General features: G+C 40.1%; 19 protein-coding genes, 1 tRNA gene and 1 riboswitch. Of the genes, 14 read left to right on the top strand and 6 right to left on the bottom strand.

All coding sequences use genetic code 11. From position 1 onward, the window contains the following. The gene (locus ACO1QW_RS06845; RefSeq protein ID WP_486256936.1) at positions 1-348 is read right to left on the bottom strand and encodes a VOC family protein; all 348 of its coding nucleotides are present in this window, start codon (positions 346-348) and stop codon (positions 1-3) included. A gap of 3 nt (positions 349-351) precedes the next feature. After that, on the bottom strand, positions 352-1,674 hold the full coding sequence (locus ACO1QW_RS06840) for an APC family permease (RefSeq protein ID WP_486256934.1): 1,323 nt from the start codon (positions 1,672-1,674) through the stop codon (positions 352-354). Positions 1,675-1,829: 155 nt separating this feature from the next. On the opposite strand from ACO1QW_RS06840, the gene ACO1QW_RS06835 reads away from it, so the two are divergent. Further along, the gene (locus tag ACO1QW_RS06835) at positions 1,830-3,896 is read left to right on the top strand and encodes a TonB-dependent receptor family protein (RefSeq protein ID WP_486256933.1); all 2,067 of its coding nucleotides are present in this window, start codon (positions 1,830-1,832) and stop codon (positions 3,894-3,896) included. 143 nt (positions 3,897-4,039) lie between these two features. On the opposite strand, the gene ACO1QW_RS06830 is transcribed toward ACO1QW_RS06835, so the two are convergent. Next, complete coding sequence (locus ACO1QW_RS06830) at positions 4,040-4,495, bottom strand: 6-pyruvoyl trahydropterin synthase family protein (RefSeq protein ID WP_486256931.1); 456 nt, start codon at positions 4,493-4,495, stop codon at positions 4,040-4,042. A gap of 148 nt (positions 4,496-4,643) precedes the next feature. Next, a complete protein-coding gene (locus ACO1QW_RS06825) occupies positions 4,644-5,399 on the bottom strand; it encodes a DUF6089 family protein (RefSeq protein ID WP_486256929.1) in 756 nt (251 codons plus the stop codon). Between the two features lie 378 nt (positions 5,400-5,777). After that, positions 5,778-6,056: riboswitch (cobalamin riboswitch) on the top strand. 100 nt (positions 6,057-6,156) lie between these two features. On the opposite strand from ACO1QW_RS06825, the gene ACO1QW_RS06820 reads away from it, so the two are divergent. From ACO1QW_RS06820 to ACO1QW_RS06770, 11 genes are all read left to right on the top strand, one after another. Then, entirely contained in the window at positions 6,157-8,007 is a 1,851-nt protein-coding gene (locus tag ACO1QW_RS06820) for a TonB-dependent receptor plug domain-containing protein (RefSeq protein WP_486256927.1), read from the top strand. Between the two features lie 78 nt (positions 8,008-8,085). Next, the gene (locus tag ACO1QW_RS06815; protein WP_486256925.1) at positions 8,086-8,676 is read left to right on the top strand and encodes a DUF6580 family putative transport protein; all 591 of its coding nucleotides are present in this window, start codon (positions 8,086-8,088) and stop codon (positions 8,674-8,676) included. Positions 8,677-8,698: 22 nt separating this feature from the next. Continuing rightward, entirely contained in the window at positions 8,699-9,079 is a 381-nt protein-coding gene (locus ACO1QW_RS06810) for a C1orf53 family protein (RefSeq protein WP_486256923.1), read from the top strand. After that, complete coding sequence (locus tag ACO1QW_RS06805; protein ID WP_486256921.1) at positions 9,076-9,579, top strand: bifunctional adenosylcobinamide kinase/adenosylcobinamide-phosphate guanylyltransferase; 504 nt, start codon at positions 9,076-9,078, stop codon at positions 9,577-9,579. Before ACO1QW_RS06810 ends, ACO1QW_RS06805 begins: the two co-directional genes overlap by 4 nt. Before the next feature lie 134 nt (positions 9,580-9,713). Continuing rightward, complete coding sequence (locus ACO1QW_RS06800; protein ID WP_486256920.1) at positions 9,714-10,463, top strand: Dph6-related ATP pyrophosphatase; 750 nt, start codon at positions 9,714-9,716, stop codon at positions 10,461-10,463. Further along, positions 10,435-11,454, top strand: a complete 1,020-nt coding sequence (gene cobT / locus ACO1QW_RS06795) for a nicotinate-nucleotide--dimethylbenzimidazole phosphoribosyltransferase (RefSeq protein ID WP_486256918.1) — start codon at positions 10,435-10,437, stop codon at positions 11,452-11,454. The genes ACO1QW_RS06800 and cobT overlap by 29 nt, the downstream gene beginning before the upstream one ends. 29 nt (positions 11,455-11,483) lie before the next feature. After that, complete coding sequence (locus ACO1QW_RS06790) at positions 11,484-12,257, top strand: adenosylcobinamide-GDP ribazoletransferase (RefSeq protein WP_486256916.1); 774 nt, start codon at positions 11,484-11,486, stop codon at positions 12,255-12,257. Positions 12,258-12,261: 4 nt separating this feature from the next. Next, positions 12,262-12,870 carry an alpha-ribazole phosphatase family protein gene (cobC, locus tag ACO1QW_RS06785; protein WP_486256915.1) on the top strand — a complete coding sequence of 203 codons (609 nt, stop codon included), beginning with the start codon at positions 12,262-12,264 and terminating at the stop codon, positions 12,868-12,870. Between the two features lie 83 nt (positions 12,871-12,953). After that, entirely contained in the window at positions 12,954-13,538 is a 585-nt protein-coding gene (locus ACO1QW_RS06780) for a MarC family protein (protein ID WP_486256913.1), read from the top strand. Positions 13,539-13,600: 62 nt separating this feature from the next. After that, a tRNA-Arg gene (locus ACO1QW_RS06775) sits at positions 13,601-13,672 on the top strand. Between the two features lie 14 nt (positions 13,673-13,686). Then, complete coding sequence (locus ACO1QW_RS06770; protein ID WP_486256912.1) at positions 13,687-13,929, top strand: GIY-YIG nuclease family protein; 243 nt, start codon at positions 13,687-13,689, stop codon at positions 13,927-13,929. Between the two features lie 172 nt (positions 13,930-14,101). On the opposite strand, the gene ACO1QW_RS06765 is transcribed toward ACO1QW_RS06770, so the two are convergent. Together ACO1QW_RS06765 and ACO1QW_RS06760 are read right to left on the bottom strand one after the other, a co-directional pair. Then, entirely contained in the window at positions 14,102-14,860 is a 759-nt protein-coding gene (locus tag ACO1QW_RS06765) for a LytR/AlgR family response regulator transcription factor (protein ID WP_486256910.1), read from the bottom strand. 10 nt (positions 14,861-14,870) lie between these two features. Continuing rightward, positions 14,871-18,524 carry a sensor histidine kinase gene (locus tag ACO1QW_RS06760; protein WP_486256908.1) on the bottom strand — a complete coding sequence of 1,218 codons (3,654 nt, stop codon included), beginning with the start codon at positions 18,522-18,524 and terminating at the stop codon, positions 14,871-14,873. A gap of 353 nt (positions 18,525-18,877) precedes the next feature. Between ACO1QW_RS06760 and ACO1QW_RS06755 the strand changes: the two genes are divergently transcribed. Continuing rightward, positions 18,878-19,171 (top strand): DUF4242 domain-containing protein, encoded by a 294-nt coding sequence (locus ACO1QW_RS06755; RefSeq protein ID WP_486256906.1) that lies wholly within the window; start codon positions 18,878-18,880, stop codon positions 19,169-19,171. A gap of 62 nt (positions 19,172-19,233) precedes the next feature. Continuing rightward, entirely contained in the window at positions 19,234-19,785 is a 552-nt protein-coding gene (locus ACO1QW_RS06750; protein ID WP_486256904.1) for a hypothetical protein, read from the top strand. Positions 19,786-19,793: the final 8 nt, after the last annotated feature.

The raw sequence follows: 19,793 nt of genomic DNA, 5'->3' as shown, positions 1-19,793 counted from the left end.
TTATGCGCCGGTGATAAAGCCAATATGATTACCAAATGGATCTTCTACAATTGCCACTTCTATACTGCCGCCAACATTATGTACAGGATCAATTACAACTGCACCAAGCGAAACAGCTTTTTCAACAGCTGAATTTATATCAGCAACACCCCAATAAGCAGTAGTGTGATTACCCTTTTCCGTTTGACTCATGTCGGGATCAAGTCCAAGTTCAAATCCATCAATATCAAACCCAACATAAAATACTTCAGCAAAATAAGGTTCTTTACCCGTGAGCGAACTGTACCACGATTTTGCAGCAGCAAGATCACTTGTGTGATAAATAACTGTGCGGAGTTTTTGAAGCATAGATTATTTTTTACGATGAAAAACAAAATAGATAATGATGAAACTTGCCAATACAGCAAGTCCCGTCAATGCTGCCGAAGGATCATCAATAGCAATACTTGTTCCTACAAATAAATAAGCTGCCATAAAGATTATCGGCATCAATGGAAATAATTTCATCTTATAAATACCTGTTCCTTCTAAATGTTTTGTTTTTTTCCTGAACCAGAAAATGGTGGCGCTGCTTAAGATCATACCAAAACAATCAAGAAAAATGGTGAAGGATAATATCTTCTCAAACTCCTGTGCAAAGAATAAGATCACAATACAAATAGCGGCAAACACAGTGAGTGAAAATGTAAGCACATTTGTTTTCTCGTTTTGTTTGGCAAATACTTTCGGCAAACTGCCATCGTCGCCCATGGCATACATTACACGTGGGTTACTCATGAGTAACCCATTTACATAAGCAAGCACACCTAAAAATAAAAATGCGGAAAAAACAGTGGCACCTGTTTTACCGAATATCTTATCGATCACCACATAAGCAATTTCTCTTTCGCCTTTCATTTGCTGAAAACCTACGAGGTTATAATAACTCATGTTTACCAGTAAATACAAACCAATGATAATGGCAATACCCATGAAAATACCTCTTGGAATATTCTTCGTTGGGTTTTGCACCTCGTTACCAAAATTTATGGTTTGCTGGTAACCTCCATAGGTAAACGAAACAGCAATTAAACTCACGCCTAAACTTTTTATCCAATCAATTGTACTGAATGAATTGGTAGTTGTAGATACTGTTTCCTGCACTGCATATTGATCGGGGAAAAACAATGCAGCGATCAACACCAGTATCATCCCGATCTTGATGATCATTAAAACATTCTGCGCCATCGAGCTCAGCTTCAAACCTCGCAGGTTTATAAAATAGAACACAGCAATGGCAGCACAACTCAGTAATGCTTTGTGTGTATCGTTCCAATCGCCGGGAAATAATTTCAACAAATAACCACTGCCGATCAATGCCACACCACTTAAGCTGGCAGCATTGCTCACTAATATCAAACAATTAATAGCAAATGCAATGCTTGGATGATATGCCTGTGCAAACACTTTGTAATAACCGCCCGTAACAGGAAATCGGCTGCCGATCTCGGCATACGTTAATGCTCCACACAATGCAACCAAACCACCTACCAGCCATGCACTGAAATAAACCGATGGATCAATGGCATCTTTTGCACTCGTTGCTGCGGTACGAAAAATACCCATCCCGATCACCAGCCCCACAACGATCATGGTAAAGGAAAACAGGTTGAGTTTGCTGTTTGTTGTCTTCATGCTTTTTCTTAGGCTTTGAAGATAGGAAAGGATGGCGGATATAGGATGTCTGATTTATGATTTGTTGCCGATTGCATATTAACCATTGCCTATTGTCTTTTTTTGCCCACTGATCATTGCGTTGTCTCTTGTTTCTTTCTCCTTAATTTTACCAAATGAAGAACCAATTACTAACCCTGCTTGCAGTAAGCTTACTTTCTATTTCTTCTTTTGCCCAAACCCAACCCGATTCAAGTAAAGAATTAGGTGAAGTAGTGATCACAGCGTTTGAACAGAACCGTAAGTTGATGGATGTTCCCGCTGCCATCAGTTATATCGGCAATAAACAACTCAACCGTTTTACACCCACATCCATTGTTTCGGCCATGAACACTGCTCCCGGTGTACGCATGGAAGAACGCAGCCCCGGCAGTTACCGTTTGAATATTCGTGGCAGTTCGCTTCGTTCGCCCTTTGGTGTGCGCAATGTAAAAGTGTATGTCAATGACATTCCGTTTACTGAACCCGGTGGATCAACATATTTAAATCTGCTGGGCTTTTATAATATCAACTCCGTTGAAGTATTGAAAGGACCATCAGGCAGTTTGTATGGTGCAGGCAGCGGTGGCGCCGTCTTGATCAAAACAAATACCAATAACCAAACTGCTGGAGTAGGCATTGATTATACATTCGGAAGTTTTGGTTTGCATAATGCCAATGTGTATGCACGTATTGGTGAAGGAAAAAGTCAGCAAACGATTGGCTTTAGCAAAATGCACAGTGATGGCTACCGTGAATGGACAAGACTCGACCGCAGCGTGTTTACATGGGACAGTCGTTTTACGATTGACGAAAAGCAAAGCATCCGTACTTATTTAATGTATGCCGATCTTTCTTACCAAACACCGGGCGGATTAACCCCTGCTGAATTTGCTGCAAATCCTAAATTGGCAAGACCAAAGGTTGGCGCCACACCATCAAGTGCCCAGGCCAATGCAAGTGTGAACCAGAAAAGTTTTTTAGCAGGCGTGAGTTACGATTATATCATTCTCAGCAACTTTAAAAATACCACATCCGTTTACGGTGCGTTCTCACAGTTTGCAAACCCAACTGTTCGTAACTACGAACGCCGCAGCGAACCACATACCGGCGGAAGAACAACATTTGCTTACACACCCACGGTTGGATTAGGTGAATTAAAGTTTGTTGCAGGTGCAGAGTTGCAACGTGGATGGTACAACATTCGTGTATATAAAAATATAAACGGAAAAAGCGATAGCCTGCAAACAGAAGATGAAGTGAACCCGTTTTTGTCGAGTGTGTTTGCACAGGCCGATTGGAAATTACCCAACGACTGGATTATTACTGCTGGTGCAAGCAGCAACCAAAACCGTATTGAAATTACAAGGCTGAATAAATTTCCATTGAGTCCGCAACGCCGCACTTACGCAAATGAAATTGCACCACGTTTTTCATTGTTGAAAAAATTCCGCAACAGCTTATCGTTGTATGCATCCGTGGCAAAAGGTTTTTCTGCACCAACTTCTGCTGAAGTATTACCAAGCACAGGAGTTATTTCAACAGATCTTAATGCAGAAGAAGGTTGGAATTATGAAGCAGGTGTGCGTTACAGTTACAAACAAAAATTGTTTGTAGATGTGAATGCTTTTCTCTTTAAACTTGACAATACAATTGTACAACGCAGAGATGCTGGCGGTGCTGATTATTTTGTAAATGCAGGCAGCACCAAACAACAGGGCATTGAAGCCAATGCACGTTATATTGTTGTAGATGATGCAAAGACTTTTGTTTCAAATCTTTCTGCATGGGCAAGTTATACGCTGAATGATTTTAAATATGAATCATTCAAACAAATCAGCAACGATTTTAGCGGAAAGAAATTACCAAGTGTACCGGATAATATTTTCGTGGCAGGTGTTGATTTGTTATTAAAACCCGGGATCTACGCCAATGTTACTTACACTTACAACAGCAAAACACCATTGAACGATGCAAATACATTTTACGGCAACCATTTCCATTTGCTAACTGCACGCATTGGTTTTAAACAAGTGTATGCAAAAGGTTTCCGTTTTGACCTGTTTGTAAGCGGCGATAATTTGTTGAATGAAATGTACAGCCTGGGTAATGATATTAATGCAGCTGCTAATCGCTTTTATAATGTAGCACCGGAAAGAAATTATGCGGTTGGCGTGGCGATGTTTTGGGGGACGAAGAAGTAATCTTTTAAGACCAGCAGATTCCTCCTTCGTCGGAAAGACAATTATGCTGAGCGTAGTGCCTTCACCCATCACTTCCACAAAGCCAAATAAACTTGTCATCCTGAGGCACGAAGGATTCCGCTGAAACAACTTAAACATACATCTTACCAAATATCTCCCTGATACACTTCCACTTCTTCTTTCCAGGTAGCGTAGGAGTTTTTGGTTTCGTACAACCGCAGTTCTGTTAGCTTTACATCATCAGGCAACTCATCCTGTATTGAACGTTTGATGTAGAGCAATAAATTTTCAGCTGTAGGTTCAGCTTCCCAGGCAACAAGATTTTCCTGTTCCATCACTTCGGGATGTTGTGCAATATAATTATGCGATAAAACAAGCTTATGATCAAACAGATCAACCACTGCCTTTTGTACGATCTGTTTCAGGTCTTTAAAATCGAGCAGAAAACCTGGGGCAGGTATATAAGCAAGTTCGTTTACAACAGTGCCAACCGTTACATGCAGTTCATACGAATGACCATGAATGTTTTTGCACAACCCGTTGTAGCCATCAATGGCATGTGCCGTTTCGAAATCGAAGATCTTTGTGAGTAATAACATAGTTGCCGTTTTTTAAAGCGGCACAAAATTATCAGCGTACGAGCTCTTGCATGCATTTACGAGGCTGATGTTCGTCAGCTTTTGGCAGTAAAATGATCATTCAAAAAAAACGACCAGCATAAGCCACAATTTGTTCGGGAATAATTTTCTATTGCCGTAAAGGTGGGCATTTCCATCCGGCATCTTTACCAAACTTGTAAGTAGCACCCAGTGAAATGCTTGAATAGGTATCCTTTCTTGTTGCGTTGGCGGAGCGGCTAAAGCCATCTAAATAATCGGTAAAGGTGTAGCGGTAAGTTGCTTCAAGATGCAAAAACCATTTATCACTTAATCCATATTGCAAGCCTGCACCAATGGGTATTACCGGCATAATGCGTGGTGTACGATGAGCCTGGTCGGTTGCAAGACCAGTTAAGAAATCACTGTCTTCAGCGAAGTAAGCTGCGTTCAGGTTACTCCAGTCACGCCTGATCTTTACAATTCCCACTCCCGCACCTGCAAACAAATAAGGTGAAAGACTTGCCTTGCCTTTTTTAGAAAAGTTATCAGCAAGAGGTTTCCACACAGCAAGTGCCGAAACTTCAAACAGGTTTGTATTGAAATTAAAATTGCGTTGCTGACGAAATGCAGGCGTTGAATATTTTGCATCATCGCCTTTTAACCTTGAAAAATTAAGATTGGCCCTTACACCCCACGATGCTGAAAGGTATCTTGTGCCGTATAAACCTAAACCGGGCTGCACCGTTTTAAATGATCCAAAACGGCTGGGCGCCAGGTCGCCCTGGTAAATGTAGGCGCCAATGTTAGCACCCACTTCATACTTCGATGCTTGTAACTGTGCGTTGGTTTCGGTTACTGCCAATACCATTAACACGAAAGACAATAATTGGAATGTTGCTTTCATTCAATGAATGTTTAATCTTGAAAAATGAAAGCAGAATAGTTTGGTGTGTATGCGAATGAGGTGGTTATACAGTCTGCAGCTGTAACGCCAAAAAAGAATTTTCATTTTACATGCTTTGTTAAAGCACCTCGGAATGAAAAGTATAACCGATGCAGAGTTTTAGAATTTAATCATATACAAAACGCATTGTGAGGTTAAAAACATAACAACAATTAAGCCGTACAATAAATAATGTGTAAAAGAAGGTTGAAAAACCATTGATCACCCGATTTCAACTCGCTTCTCTTCATGATATAAAAACAATTTGAGCAGATAAATGACCGGATCTTTTCTATCAACATGTGTAAAAACTTATTTTGACGAACAGGTACTGCTCCCCTACTTTTGCCCCGTAACGGTTCCCGGTGTTCATAGCCGGGATTAAAAGGGAAGTCCGGTGTAAATCCGGCGCTATCCCCGTAGCTGTAAGTTCTAATTGTGAATGGTCAATTGTCAATGGTGAGTGATCTCCGAAAGGAACCTCTACTCACCCTTCTCTAATCACCACTCACCTGCTGACTTCTACAAACCACTGTTGTTGAAAGGTGTTTGCCACATCAACGGGAAGGTGCTCAGCAGCGAACGAGCCAGAAGACCTGCCGGTATATTTTTTTAATCATTTGCTTTCGGGTGAAAGGCAGGAGGTGTAACAGCACATCGCTATTATATTTTCTAATTCTTTTTCTGAAAGCAGTCACACAAAACATTTTTATAAGAAATGAAAAAACAATTTCTTGTTGTGGCTGCCGGATTATTCATCAGCAGTCAGCTAAGTGCCCAGGACAGTACAGTTAAATCCTTAAATGAAGTCGTGATTACTGCTAACAAAGTAAATCAGAAACTTCTTGAAACGGGGAAAGTAACAACCGTTATCAATCGAAAAACCATTGAACAAAGTGCAGGTAAAGATCTTGCACAACTCTTAACCGAGCAGGCAGGCATTGTTGTAAATGGCGCTACCAGTAATCCCGGTAAAGACAAAAGTATCTTTATGCGTGGTGCTGGTAATGGTTACACTGTTATTTTGATTGATGGCATACCAGTGAACGATCCATCATTTTCGGGTGCATTTGATTTGCGCTTATTACCACTCGACCAGGTTGAACGTATTGAAATTGTAAAGGGTGCACAATCGACCAACTATGGTTCCGATGCAGTGGCTGGTGTTATTAATATTATTTCAAAACGTGGAGCGTCAAAGCCAGCACAGTTTTATGGAAATGCAGCAGCCGGTTCGTTTGATACGTATAAGTTCACGGCAGGCTTGCGTGGTACGGCTGAAAAAGTAAACTATAATTTTTCCTACTCACATAACGAATCAAAAGGTATTTCTGAAGCTGTTGATAAAACCGGTACCGGCAATTTTGATAAAGATGGTTTTCTTAATAACGCCATTAATTTAAGCGTTGATGCACCGGTAACAAAACATATCCGTGTACAGCCATTTACACGCTATAGTTATTTCAAAGGCGGTTATGATGATGGATCATTTACCGATGCTGCTAATAATTATACGTCTTCTTTGTTTACTGCAGGTTCGGCTGTTGAAGTAAAAACAGAAAAAGCCGGTGGTCGTGCTTATTTCAGTTACGATGAAATGGATCGCACATTTAACAGCGAAATGTGGGGACCTACAGCTTACAAAGGCACTAATAAAATTGTTGACCTGTTTGCATATTACCAGGTAGCTCCAAAAGTAAAATTGCTGGCAGGTGTTGATAACCGTTACCAAAAGAATCTTGATTCCAATGTTCGCATCAACAGTCCATACGCAAGTATATTCTTGCAAAACCTGGGTGGCTTTTATCTCGAAGCGGGTGCACGTTACAACAAACATTCAAAGTATGGCGACAATTTCACCTACAGCATCAATCCATCTTATGTGTTAAATGACAATGCAAAGTTGTTTGTTAACTATGCAACGGCTTTTCGTGCTCCCGGCATCAGTGCTTTGTATGGCGCATGGGGTGCTAATCCAAACCTGAAACCTGAACATTCGCAAACATTTGAAGCAGGTGTACAGGCATCATTGCTTGATGATAAAATTTCTGTTCGTGCTGTGTATTTCAACCGACATAATAAAGATGTGATCATTTACACTTCTAAATATGAGAACTATGATAAGCAGGACGATTATGGTTTTGAAGTTGAACCAACTATTCAATTCAATAAAAAATTAAAACTAGCTGCTTACTACAGTTTCCTCAATGGTGAAGTAACTACCAAAGGAGCTGGCGGAAAGGACACGAGTTATTTCAACCTCTTACGTCGCCCCAAACATTCTTTTGGTGCAACTTTAAGCTACCAGGTAACGCCTTCATTCTTTGTAAGCACGAATGTCTATAATTATGGCAAACGCACCGATATGGATTTCAGCACATGGCCGTCAACACAGGTGAACCTTGATAGTTATTTGCTTTGGGGCGTTCATGCAGAATACAGTTTTTTCAAAAACAAACTGGCTGTATTTGCTGATGGAAAAAACCTGTTGAATACAAACTATGTAGAAGTATTGGGATACAGTACACCTGGTGCAAACTTTATGGGTGGTATTCGTTTTAATCTTTAATAACAGCGAGTGGCGAGTAGTGAGTGGTCAGTTAACAACACTCGCTATTTACTACTCACCACTTACAATCTCATTTACATGTCAACACAAAGAATTAATCCACGTTTTGCAGTACTGACAATTATTATGATTGCAGTTGCAGCACTGCGTATTCCTAATGCGGCTCAGCTAGGTCCAATAAGCAACTTTACACCTATTGGTGCAATGGGTTTGTTTGGAGGCGCTTATTTCAGCAAGAACTGGAAAGCCTTTGGATTTCCTTTGCTTACCTTATTGTTGAGCGATCTTATCATTAATGTATTCGTGTACAACGGGCAGTATGGTATTATGTATGGAAGCTGGTACTGGGTGTACGGAGGCTTTGCGTTGATCGTTTTACTTGGTCGTTTGTTTTTGAAAAAAGTAAACGTACAGAATATATTACTCACAGGTGTTGCCGGTACATTAGTTTACTGGCTTGTGGTCGATTTTGGCGTTTTCGTTTTTGGTTGCACTGATATTACTACCGGCCAAACAATGGATCACAGTTTTGCAAGTCTCATCAAATGCTATGCGCAAGGTGCACCTTATATGAAAAACTTTCTGATAGGCACTTTGGTTTACAGTGGTATCATGTTTGGTGTATTTGAATGGATGAAGACTAAAAGTCCATCTTTACAAACCGCTTAACAGTTTCATGCATCCTTTTGATATGGCGAAAGAAAAAACATGCAGCAAATGTGGTATTGCTTTCGGATGCAGTACAGAAGATAAGGGCAATAGCTGCTGGTGCAATAAGTATCCGCCCTTGTTTACACCTGATCCTGTTATTAATTGCATGTGTCCTGACTGTTTGCACAATGCAACAAAAGAAAAGATCGATGCATATGTTGCAGAGATGACGATTGAAAAAGCACTACATAATAACATTGCTAAAGATTTGCCTCCTGCCAAACAACTGGTTGAAGGAATTGATTACTATTTAGAGAATACCAATTTTGTGTTCACTGCATGGCATCATTTGCGCAGGGGCTATTGCTGCAAAAGCGGATGCAGGCATTGTCCGTATGGATTTAAAAAGCAAACCACATGATCATCTTTGTAACGGGTGGCGCAAGAAGTGGCAAAAGCCAATATGCACAGGAACGGGCGTTATCTCTCAGCGATACACCTGTTTATGTAGCGACAGCAAAAGTGTGGGATGACGATTTTGAACAACGTGTAAAGCGACATCAAAATGATCGTGACCAACGCTGGACAAATTTTGAAGAGCAACGCAACGTTAGTGCCTTACCCATCGATAACCGTGTTACGATGATCGACTGTGTAACGTTATGGCTCACCAATTTTTTTGTTGATACAAAAAATGATATCGATGCATCGCTTGAATTGTTGAAGAAAGAAATTGATGCATTGAGTACTAAGACTGGCACTTATCTTATCATCAGTAACGAAATTGGTATGGGTGTACATGCAGAAACGAAAATTGGAAGAAAGTTCACCGACCTGCAAGGTTGGGCCAATCAATACATCGCTTCCAAAGCTGATGAAGTGGTATTGATGGTAAGCGGCATTGCAGTTAAGATAAAGTAGTTTTTAGTTTTTTGTTTGTAGTTTGCATGCCCTCAATTTTAGTTGACTATTGACTATTGACTATTGACTATTGACTATTGACTATTGACTATTGACTATTGACTATTGACTATTGACTATTGACTATTTACAATATGATCCCATCTATATTTTGCTGGAGCGGAGGTAAAGACAGCAGCTATGCTTTGTATAAAGTGTTGCAGGAAGGAATGTACGATGTAAAATATTTACTCAGCACGTTCAATGGCAACTACAAACGCTTATCGATGCATGGCGTGCGGGAAGAACTGATCGAAGCACAAGCAGCATCAATCGGTCTTCCGTTATTAAAAGCCTATGTGTATGAAGCAAGCAATGCCGAATACGAGCAGCAGATGAAAACTATTTTATTGCAGGCAAAAGCAGAAGGCATTAACCATGTGTTGTATGGTGACCTGTTTTTAGAAGACCTGCGTGCCTACCGTGAAAGTAAAATGAGCGAACTCGATATGCACTGTGTATTTCCCATCTGGAAAACCAATACACAATGGATGATCAACGATTTTGTTGCGAAAGGTTTTCAATCAGTGCTATGCTGTATCAACGATGGCTACCTGGATGAAAGCTGGGTTGGAAGAACTATTGATCAACAATTCATCACCAATCTTCCATCAACGGCTGATCCATGTGGCGAGAATGGCGAGTTTCATTCTTTTTGTTTTAATGGCCCCGTCTTTAAACAACCAATTCCTGTTGTTACCGGCGAAAAAACCTACAAAGCTTTGGAAATAAAAACCAGCGATCATCCAACACCCATCAAGGATGTTGGTACAAAAGGTTTTTGGTTTTGCGATCTTCTTTTACAAAAAACAACGCATGACAATCGAAGAACAACTGTTGCATAAGATCAACAATAAAACAAAACCTGTTGGTGCATTGGGTATGCTGGAAGAACTGGCGTTGAAGATAGGCAAGCTGCAAAACAGTTTATCGCCAACCATTAACAAACCGCATATTGTTGTGTTTGCGGGCGACCATGGTATTGCTGCAACTGGAAAAGTAAATCCCTATCCACAAACAGTAACAGCACAAATGCTGTTGAATTTTGTAAAGGGTGGCGCAGCCATTAATGTATTCACCAAACAACACAGCATTGGTTTAACTGTTGTTGATGCCGGTGTAAATGTTGATTTTGATAGATCGCTTCCTATTGTTCATGCAAAGATCAATCATGGTACTGCTGATTATAGTTTGTATAATGCGATGACCATTGATGAAGTGAATACAGCTATTGAAAAAGGAAGAAACATAGTGCGGGCATTGCATGATAATGGTTGTAATAGCATTGGCTTTGGTGAAATGGGTATTGGTAATACCTCATCTGCATCACTTATCATGCATCACATATTAAATCTTCAGTTGAGCGACTGTGTGGGGAGAGGAACAGGCGCAAATGATGAACAACTAAAACGCAAGCTTGCCATTTTAGAAGAAGTGAGTCGATTTCACGAACTGAATCATTACGACATCACCCCTCATCAACTACTTTGTCGCATTGGTGGTTTTGAAATTGCCATGATGGTAGGCGCTTATCACCAGGCTGCTGAACAAAAAATGATCATAGTTGTTGATGGTTTTATTGCAACTGCAGCTTTATTGGTTGCACAACAATATAGCGAGTCAATAACTGAACATTGTGTATTTGCACATTGTTCCGATGAAAACGGTCATCGTAAAATGCTTGAACATTTAAAAGTCAAACCCATATTACAATTGGGTATGCGTTTGGGCGAAGGTACCGGAGCTGCATTAGCTATACCCATCTTGCAAAGTGCTGTTGCATTTTTAAATGAAATGGCTAGTTTTGAAAGTGCCGGCGTTTCCGGTATAGAATAATTTAAACAACAACAGCAAAACAAATAGCATTGAAGAAACAGGTAGAGATATTTTTTACTTCGCTCATGTTTTATACAAGAATTCCCTGCCCGAAATGGGTTACGCATGATCCGGAATATCTCAACAAAGCAACCCGTTATTTTCCATTCATCGGTTGGATCGTTGGTGGCATTTGTGCCTTGGTTTACATGGGTACCGAATTTTTTGTTGGTGCTCCTATTGCTATTTTATTATCAATGATCGCAGGCATATTAACAACAGGTGCATTTCATGAAGATGGATTTGCTGATGTATGTGACGCATTTGGTGGAGGCTGGACCAAACAAAAGATCCTCGACATTATGAAAGATAGTCGGGTTGGAGCCTATGGGGTTATTGGCATGGTCATGATCCTGATGCTGAAGTTTACCTCATTAAGCTCAATTCCATTCAGTCAAATGTGGATGGTATTACTTGCGGCGCATAGTTTTTCCCGTTTATGTGCAGTTGTTGTTGTTGCCACAAGTAAATATGTTCGGGAAAATGACGATGCAAAAGCGAAGCCACTAGCTAAGTCGATTACCGCTGCAGAAATTATTCCGGCAATACTCTTTGGTTTAGCACCGTTGTTACTCTTTGAACGTGTAGATATTTTATACGCTCTCATTTTACCATTGATTGGCACGTTTTTTTTAAGAAGATATTTTCATAAATGGATCGGTGGATATACAGGCGATTGTTTGGGAGCAACCCAACAGGTGACAGAAGTTTTATTTTACCTGGGCCTCGTGGCTTATTGGAAAATTGAGTACATTCTTTTGTAAATACATGAACAAAGAAATCTATCTTATACGTCATACAACACCTTTGGTTGAAAAAGGAACCTGTTACGGACAAGCCGATCTTGATGTAACAGAAAGTTTCCTTGAAGAAGCCGCATTGATAAAAGAACATTTACCTGCAACAATTAAAGCTGTATATGCTAGTCCGCTGCAGCGTTGCAGCAAATTGGCCCAGCATTTATTTCCATCACACAACATTTCTTTTCATGATGACTTAAAAGAAATTCATTGCGGCGAATGGGAACTTTTAAAATGGGATGATATTCCGCAGGAACTTGTAAAGCCGTGGATGAATGATTTTGTGAATGTGCGGATACCCGGCGGTGAAAGCTATCTCGATCTGTTTGCACGTACAACGAACATTTTTCAAACTATTGCAGAAAAAAATGAAACCGCTGCCATTGTTTCGCATGGCGGTGTATTGCGTAGCATTCTTTCTCATCTCACACATACTGCATTGATCGATTCGTTCAATGTATTTAAACTGCAATATGGCTGCGTTATAAAATTATCGATGCAGGAAGATCAGTTTGTACATGAAGTGTTACATAATATTCAAAGTACATCCGAACAACATAAACCAAGTTCTAAGTAGAGGTAAGCCCCCGCATTCTTCAGGAACGGCTCACTGGCCACTTGAAAGATGATAGAAAAGTTATCTTTGCGGAAACAATCGCTATGAGCTTCGACTTCAGCCTCAGCCAACTGCTTACTGTTTCTTTTACTTTATTTGCGGTGATCGATATTATTGGCTCCATTCCTTTGCTGATTGCCATGAAGGATAAAATGGGCGCCATTCGTGAATTTAAAGCAACGCTGATTTCCGGTGCACTCATGATCCTGTTTTTATTTGTGGGCGAATCATTTTTGCAACTGCTGGGTGTCGATCGTCGTTCATTTGCCGTGGCAGGTTCCATTGTAATCTTTGTGCTGGGATTGGAAATGGTGCTGGGTCATGAGTTTTTCAAAAGCGATAAAAATGCAAAAAGCGGAACAGTAGTTCCTATCGCCTTCCCTATTATTGCCGGCAGCGGAACACTCACAACCATCATGTCGCTGGGCGCTAACTATTCCGACCTGGTGATTCTCATTGCCATACTTCTAAACCTCGTTGTTGTATTCATTGTACTGAAATCACTGCAATACATTGAAAAATTGTTGGGTCCTGCAGGTTTACTTGCTGTGCGGAAATTTTTTGGCGTAATATTGCTGGCCATTGCCGTAAAAATATTTGCAGGTAATGCCGGTGGGTTGATTAAGTAGTTTGAAAATGAACGTCTCCACACATTTTCAAATTTTCAAATTGATTCATTTTCAAAGTGACCGGCCTCGTAGTACAATGGATAGTATAAGAGTTTCCGAAGCTCCAGATTCAGGTTCGATTCCTGACGAGGCTACTAAATTTTGACTCATGTATTTTGCTTACGTTCTGAAAAGCATTAATCATGATTACTATTATAAAGGTCATTGTCAAGATCTTCAAAAGAGATTAGTGCAACATAACTCCGGAATGACCGAATCCATCAGACCATATGTTCCTTTTAGTATCGCTTATTTTGAAGAATTTGAAACTGAAAAGGAAGCAATTTCAAGAGAAAAATATTTTAAGTCTGCTGCTGGTAGAAGGTTCTTGAAAAAAAATCTTGGCTCGTAGTACAATGCCCGCCCGGCTAACGCCAGTCGGACGGGGATAGTATAAGAGTTTCCGAAGCTCCAGATTCAGGTTCGATTCCTGACGAGGCTACTAAATTGTTCAACCTTGCAGCTTACAACACTCCAAGGTTTTTTATGTTCCGGACTAATTGTTTGGTAACAAACATGCCGGTTCAGTTTTTAAATACCGTCTTTATCTGTTCCAGGAACAATTCTTTTTTCCTACGGCTGACTTCTATTTCTGCTTTATTATTCATGATCACAAAACCGCCTTCTCCCCTATGATATTCTCTTACGTGACTAAGATTGATCAGGAAAGATTTATGTATCCTGAAAAAACCTGCATCCTTCAGCATGTTATCATAATCGAGCAGCGGTTTTGACACTGTAAGCGTTTTGCCATCATCAAGATGAAATATCGTATAGCTTCGTTCTGCCTCACAATAAATAATTTCTTCCAGTTTTACAATAAGAAACCCTTTAAAGGTTGGCAGGCAGAGCCGCATTTCCATTGGCTTGCCCGCCTTTTCAATATTGTACAATAATGTGTCGGAGTGCTTTTCTTTTCTTCCTTCCTTTATCCGTTGTTCTGCTCTTTCCACAGCCTCTATCAACCTGTCTTCATCAACCGGTTTCAACAAATAATCCACTGCACTGAATTGAAGTGCCTGGAGCATATATTCATTATAAGCCGTTACAAATATTACTTCAAAATTCTTCTCCGGTAATTCAGCTAATAACTCTAAACCGGTTTTGCCGGGCATTTGTATATCCAAAAAAAGCAGGTCGGGTTGTGAAGCGGAGATTTCGTTTGCAGCAGTAAGGGCATTAGAAAAATAGTTGACCACATTTATTTGCGGGCAATGCACTGCAAGCATTTTTTGCAAAGTGCGAATGCCATTCATTTCATCATCTACAATTACTGCTTTCATGTTTTACAATTTACAGGTTAATTAAATTTAACTCCAATATCACTCTTGTGCCGCTTTGATCCAACCCACTTTCTCCTAAGTCTTTTATTTCAATAGTACATTCTGTTTTATATTTTTCATTCATGATCCTTATCCTGTTACGCAGGTTCTCCAGCCCCATGGAGCGATGCATGGGCCGGTGTTCTTTTCTCAATCTTTCCGATTGTTGTATGCCAATTCCATTATCTTCTATTACACACCTGATCCTGTTTTGATGTTGCGTAAATGATATCATTAATTTTTTTTCGCCTTGCGAATTCATTAAACCATGCCAGATCGCATTTTCCACCAACGGTTGTATCATCATGGAGGGCAGCATCGTTTCTGTAATGTCCACAAATTCATCAGTATATACCTGGTAGCTGAACCCATCATCAAAGCGTAATTTTTCCATTTCAAGATAGGCTTTCAGGTATTGTATATTATCCTGCAGGGTAACAAATGTAACTTTTGAATGTTCCAGCGTCATCCGTATCATCAATGCAAACTTGCTGAGGTATCTTGATGCTCTTTCGTTATCAGCATCGAGTATCATGAACTTGATAGAATTGAGTGCATTAAAAACAAAATGAGGATTCATTTGTGTTTGCAATGCACCCAACCGGGCTTCTGCCAGTTGTTCATTGATGCCTGCCAGTTCCTGTTTCTTTGCTTCCAGTGATTGTTCCGATTTAAGCTGCTTCAGTTTATTGCCAATGAGTGTGGCAATGGTGGTGAGAATTTTTATATCTCTCTCGTTGAAATAATTTGCCTGGCTATGTTCACTGTCAATTACACCTAGCAGTTCATCATTATCTATAATGGGTACCGCCAGTTCACTCAAACGAAATTCATCATCTATACGGTAACGTGGATCTTTCCTGGTATCATTCACCAGTAATGGTTTTTTTGTTTGAAGTACATGGCCAACAATACCTGCGCCTGGCTCCACTTCAAACGCATCAACAGAAAGTCTTTCGGGGCTCGATTTAGGGCCATAGGCGGCTTTCTGAACAAGTTTTGTTTTTTCTTTATTCCACAGGTAGATGATGCAGTCTTCATAGTTAAGTCTACCAATTAAATTAACAGCAACATCCCACAACACAGCCTCTTCTGTTTTCTTATCGGCCAATGATGATGAAAAATAATTGCTGATCTGCTCCAGTTCAAATTGCGCTTTATAATCTTCCGCCCGCAATTTTTCTATTTGTGTATTCTGCATTTCTTTTCGACGTACAACAGCAGATCGCCACCGCACATAATAATAAAGTAGTAAACCCAGCAGCAATAGCAACGCAGTTATAAACCACCTGTTTTGCCAGAAAGGAACAGACACTGATAGCTGCAACTGCTGGACCTGTTCCTGCCATCTGTTATTTGCTGCATATATTTTTACCTGCAACTGATGATTACCAGGAGCAAGTTTTGAAATACTAAAGCTGTTTTGATTACCGATATCAGTCCATAGAACACTGTCTTTGTCTGCAAGCCGGTAAGCATACCGTTGTGTTGAACCATCAAAAAAATTAATGCTGCCGATGGTAACGGTAAGCCCTTTGTTTTTCCAGGAGCTATGAATTGTTTTACCGGGCAAATAAACCAGTTCGTTACCGTTCAGCATTACACTTTCAATAAATGTGTTGGGCTGTGCATTAAATTTTAAAAGTTCCATGGGCTTAAACCTGGCGATGGCATCTTTGAAACCGATATACAGTTGTTGCCCAGCTTCATCATAAAAAAAACGTGAACCCTCACCAATAGTACCTGGAGGAAAACCATCAGCTTTATCAAAACTACTGATCTTAAAACTACGGGTATCAATGCAGGCAATACCAGAATGACAGGCAAGCCATAAAATATCATTCACTAAAATGGAAGAATGAATCAGGTCATCCGGTAAACCATCTTTTTTACTGAACTGCCGGTAGGTTTTTGTTTTTGTATCATAAACTATCAGTCCATTGTTTTTGTTGCCGAACCAAACACGGTTGTACTTATCAATGGCTAAAGATCCAACCTGCTTATCAGGCATTTTTACAAAAGGGAAAGAATCAAGATAATAATCAAACTTACCGGCACCGACATTATAACGTGTAAGACCATGGCAGGCAAACCAAATATTACCGGCGGCATCTGCTGCAGCGTTCACCGGTACATCTAATAGCTGCGAAAACTTTGGCAGCATGTGGAATTCTACTTTATCAATTTTGTACTGGTAAATATTTTTTGAGCTGATCCATATATTATTCCTGTTGTCTTTCAGTAAATCACTTGTCCAATCGTAAGGAACATCCCAGCCTTGTGGTGTTATAGCTTTTGCAGATCCTGTAACGGTATTAAAAAGAATTAACCTGCCTTGTACACCAACCAGCAACTTCTTTTCATCGATACCCGCCAACGCTCTTATATAATTGCCACCTTCATCAATACCATTGAACAATATGTTACGCTCAAAACGGAAAGTTGTTTTATCAAACACCGCAAGACCCGCTTCACGTGTAGCCGCATAAATTTTATTTCCTGCTAAATAAATATCATCAAACCTTGCGTTTGGAAATTGTTGTTGCAGCTCTATGGGAAGCATCGATGTTTCTACAAATGGCTTTTGTAATTTTTGCCGCAGCAATCCTTTATTGGTTCCAATCAATAAACGGTTATCTTTTCCTTTTACAATAGTATTACAGGAAAACATTTCCAATTGCTTTACAGGATCAAATTTTATTGAACCTGATTGACGGTTAAAACAAAAAGTATAAATACCCGATTGCTGGCTGCTGATATAATAACATGAATCGTTCATCACCAGCATTTTTGAACGCCAGCCAATTTCTGCAGCGGTATTTATCGTTAACATTGATGCAGATCTTTTCTTTTGCTGAAGATCAACATGCACCAGGAGATTGTCATTGACCCTGAAAACAAAAAACTCCCCAGGCTTTACCTGGAAAAAATAAAAAGGGGGATCAGGATAATTAATGAATTCGTCGAGCAAAGGAAAATCACCGGCCTTCATTTTATCAAGGCGTCTTTTGCTCTTATCATATACATACAAACCATTGACAGAAATAATCAGCAACCGGTTTTTATCTATCTCCAGCAACTCAGCACCAAAAACAAAATGATAAAGTGGTACTTCCTGTTCTTTATAATAATCAAACCTCGAAACAAGATTATTTTTTTTATCGAAATGATAAAAGCCCGATCGTGAAAGCACATACATACTGCCGTCATCATCGCCCAGCACAGCCATCGTCATGTTGAATTTGAACTGGTGTTTTTTCTCATGATAAGGAATGAAAACATTTTTTTGCTGGGCATTGGCTGTATTAACAATGTGAACAGCGGTGCCATAAATAGCAAAGCGTTTATCATCGAGCCACTTCATACGCCATAGATCGTTTGATGGAATGGAATTACTGTCGTTATTGCTGTAGTAATTCACAAAACGGTTTCCATCGAAGCGGTTTAATCCCCAAAGAGTAGATAACCATAAATAACCTCTGGTATCTTCAGCTATACCTGTTACTGCATTATCCGACAAACCATTTGCTGTTGTGTATTGCTCAAAATTTCCCGGTTTTAATTGCTGCGCACAGAGTTGTACTGTGCAGTAAAAAAGCAATATGAACAAAACGGAACGCAGCATTAGGTTGGTTTATTGAAAATAAAGTTAGTCAGTTCATCCTTCAAAAAATATCATTTCAATTCATCAAAAGACGGGTGCTGCCGTTGGGAGAATAGTGCCGGCCGTTCATTGCAGCCTGCTTATCGTTGGGTTACTGAGGGAGCAATAATTTTTTTCATCGGCTTTTCCGGTTGGAAGTAAAACACTGCCGATGGGCGAAAGGCAAAATAAAATGCGTGCTTACCGGTATAGGTTTGCAACCGAAACAGGAAGACGTCTTAAAAAAACTGTACAAAAAGTGAAGTTCAGCAATCACTCAAAAAAACGAGGCGAACCCGAAAAGCCATATGAGTAGGAACAAAAAAAAATGAATTATGCCAAAGTTTATCATCGAAAGAGAAATCCCGGGTTCTGGTGCATTAACCAAAAGTTCCCTGCAACAGATCGCTAAAGAATCATGTGATGCCATTACAAGCATTGGTACCGACATTCAGTGGATGCAATCTTATGTTACTGCCGACAAGTGGTATTGCGTTTATATCGCCAAAGATGAATCGCTGGTTCGTGAACACGGAAAACGTGGAGGCTTCCCTGTGAATGCAGTATTAGAAGTGATGGCCGTTGTTGACCCTGTAGATGCAGAAGACATAGCCGAACTGATCAATTAAGCGCCTATTAAACACCAACAGGCGTAACACACTTGCGCCTGTACTTTTTAAAAGCAAAAAAAATGAAAAAAACACTCTTTACAAAAAACACCTGGAAAATTACAAGTATGCTGAGCATCGCTGTTATTGCAATAACATTCGCATCTTGTAATAAAGACAACAGCGAACAACCTCAAAAAACTGCTATTGAAAAATACAGTGCTTATTTGCCAGCAGCAACCATGCAAGAGTTAAATGCAGCAAAAAACGCAACTCAAAAGTATCGTTCAATTGACTCGGCCATTGCAGATGGTTACGCAAACATCAATGTAGTGGTTGAGAACATGGGGTTTCATTACATGAGAGCATCACTGGCCGATACTGTTTTTCAACCAGAAAAACCTGAGATACTTGTTTACAACAAACAACACGACGGACGCATTGAACTGGTTGCTGTTGAGTATGCGGTTCCCATTCCGTTAATGCCCAACAAAGAACCAAGGGGTTTTACTGGTGGTGCCGATGTATGGACCTACAGTACCACTTTCAACCTTTGGTTGTTACATGCGTGGATATGGGAGTTCAATCCCTATGGCGCTTTCACACCTACCAATCCTAACGTTCACCTTCATTAATCATTAAT

The sequence above is a fragment of the Lacibacter sp. genome (genome assembly GCF_057361365.1).
The sequence above is the reverse complement of the archived record's forward strand: the minus strand, read 5'-3'. Positions and strand labels throughout refer to the sequence as shown.